This is a genomic window from Antrihabitans spumae, assembly GCF_043944905.1.
Classification (GTDB): Bacteria; Actinomycetota; Actinomycetes; order Mycobacteriales; family Mycobacteriaceae; genus Antrihabitans; species Antrihabitans spumae.
This window is the reverse complement of sequence record NZ_JBIMSN010000039.1, coordinates 1-2309: the sequence shown is the minus strand read 5'-3', so window position 1 is coordinate 2309 and position 2309 is coordinate 1. Positions and strand designations below refer to the sequence as shown.

General features: G+C 62.1%; 2 protein-coding genes and 2 pseudogenes. 3 read left to right on the top strand and 1 reads right to left on the bottom strand.

Going from position 1 to position 2309, the window contains the following annotated elements; genetic code table 11:
- Positions 1–58 precede the first annotated feature (58 nt).
- From ACHIRB_RS09755 to ACHIRB_RS09745, 3 genes and pseudogenes are all read left to right on the top strand, one after another.
- Positions 59–490 (top strand): annotated as a pseudogene (locus tag ACHIRB_RS09755) (ATP-binding protein); the annotation flags it as partial.
- A 190-nt stretch (positions 491–680) separates the two neighbouring features.
- Positions 681–1358: pseudogene (locus ACHIRB_RS09750) on the top strand (PP2C family protein-serine/threonine phosphatase); the annotation flags it as partial.
- Positions 1351–1644 (top strand): SpoIIE family protein phosphatase, encoded by a 294-nt coding sequence (locus ACHIRB_RS09745; protein ID WP_395123944.1) that lies wholly within the window; start codon positions 1351–1353, stop codon positions 1642–1644. The pseudogene ACHIRB_RS09750 and the gene ACHIRB_RS09745, both read left to right, overlap by 8 nt.
- Here ACHIRB_RS09745 and ACHIRB_RS09740 read toward each other — a convergent pair.
- Positions 1634–1996, bottom strand: coding sequence for an STAS domain-containing protein (locus tag ACHIRB_RS09740; RefSeq protein WP_199704271.1), 363 nt, complete (start codon positions 1994–1996; stop codon positions 1634–1636). The two genes, ACHIRB_RS09745 and ACHIRB_RS09740, sit on opposite strands and share 11 nt — an antisense overlap.
- Between the last annotated feature and the right edge of the window lie 313 nt (positions 1997–2309).

Here is a 2309-nt window from a genome sequence, read left to right as displayed (position 1 = left end):
ACTCTGACATCTTTCGTCATAGACGTTGATGAGAGCGTGTTTTCACACCTGGATAACGCCGGGCACGGGCAAGAGCCACACTCTGATCGGGCTCGGCATCGCGGCCGTGCACGCCGGGTTGAAGGTCCGCTACTTCACCGCCACCGACCTGATCGACACCCTCTACCGTGGCCTGGCCGACAACACCGTCGGCAAAATCATCGACACCTTGCTGCGGGCCGACCTGGTCGTACTCGACGAGATCGGGTTCGCCCCGCTCGATGACACCGGCACGCAACTGTTGTTCCGGCTCGTCGCCGCTGCCTATGAGCGACAGTCCTTGGCAGTCGCGTCGCACTGGCCGTTCGAGCAGTGGGGTCGTTTCCTACCCGAACACACGACAGCTGTCAGCATCCTCGACCGGCTTCTCCATCACGCCACCATCGTGGTCACCGACGGCGAGTCCTACCGAATGCGAGACGCTCGACAACACCGAAAGGACCAGAACTAGCCCACAACCGTGGGGACTTTTACCTGGCCAAAAACGGGGACATCAAACTGGCCATTGACAGCGTATCGCGAAGTTGAACAAGACGCTGTCGACCTGGTTGGGCCGCGATGCTCGCGATTTGGTCGGCGAACTGTTCATCGATCAACTCACCGCAGGCGGTCGAATCCACTACGAGACCCATTTCGGACCGATGCTGCGCTTGACCGGACAGTTGGCAGGCATCACGGTGGATCTGGTCGCGGCCGACGGCACAAGGCTGCCGGTGTTCCTCACCGCCAACGTCAAGAAAGACGAAGGCGGTAACCCGGTCATGCTCCGGATCACTGCACAGGACGCGCGCGTTCGGCGCGAGTACGAACGCGAACTCCTCCATGCGCGTCGGCACGCCGAGAACGAACGGGCCCGCATCCAGGCTCTGGCCACCACGTTGCAACGTTCGCTGCTGCCGCCGTCGCTGGTGCCACCCGAAGGCATGGACGCCGTCGCGTACTACCACCCCGCATCGAGTGACGAAGTGGGCGGCGATTTCTACGACCTCTTCGCACTGTCGAACGAGCGCTGGGGTTTCTTTCTCGGCGACGTCAGCGGTAAGGGTGCGGCTGCCGCTGCGGTGACGTCGTTGACGCGCTATACCCTGCGAGCGGCCGCGGTCTACGACGACGACCCGGTCGCGGTCCTACACAATCTGAACACCGTGCTGAATCATGAATTTCACGGTTCCGACCCGCGGTTCTGCACCGTCATCTTCGGGTTGCTCACACCGAGCAAGACCGGTTTCGACGTGCATCTGGCAGGTGGCGGGCACCCGCCGGCGCTGCTGCTGTACGGAGACGGACAAGCGATGAACGTAGATCTGACCGGTGGCCAACTCGTCGGAATTCTTCCGAACCCACGATTCGTGGCTACCCGGCTTCGGCTGTCGCCCGGGGGACACGCTCGTTCTCTATTCCGACGGCCTCACGGAGGCGCAGACGGGTGTCGGCCAGTCTCGCTACGACGACGACGGTGCGTTGCTGAAATTCGCGGCTGCGAACAGCCCCTCGAATGCAGCCACGATCGTGGACGCGATACGGACGCTGCTCGACGGATTCGGTTCGGGTCTGCAGGACGACACTGCTGTTCTGGCTTTGGGTATTCCTGACGTCAGCGCGTGACCGCGGCGAGTGCGGTATCCAGATCCGGGTAGAGCGGGAAGACTTGATCGAGGCCCATCATCTTCAACGGCCGACTCGTCGTGGGTCCGTCCGCAACGACCGAGAAATCCAGCTTCGACGAATGCTTCTGGTGCGCGTGTACGAGCACGGTCATCGCAGCGGACGCCAGGAAGGAAACCTCTGTCAGGTCGACGATCAAAGCTGTTGGATGCGTATCGGTTTCGGCGGCGATTGCACTCGCCAAGACTGACGCGGTGGACAAGTCCACCTCGCCTGCCACAGCGATCACCGCCGCACTGTCGGTGCGTCGCGGGGTGACCGCGAACGGCACCGGCTGGGTGTGGGTCGACATGTTGGTGCTCCTAGCGTGGACTCTCGCACGGACACAGAACGAGCGCGCCGAGAGCGATTGATCGGTTCGCCGCTACTGCCGGGACGGCAATGTCGATTCTGCGAATGCGAGGTCTGGGCACAGGGACCGGAGCGAGAAGCCCGATCGCCAGATCAGAGTCGTGGGACGTATTGCCACACTACTGCGCAGCACACACGAGTGGTGAACAACGCCTGTAAACGTTGTCAGTTCCCTAAGTTCTCTGCACGAGTGACTTGTTGGCGGTCTCTGGGGGTGACGACAACGGGGTGGTGAATCGTCAACGTGTTTGCCG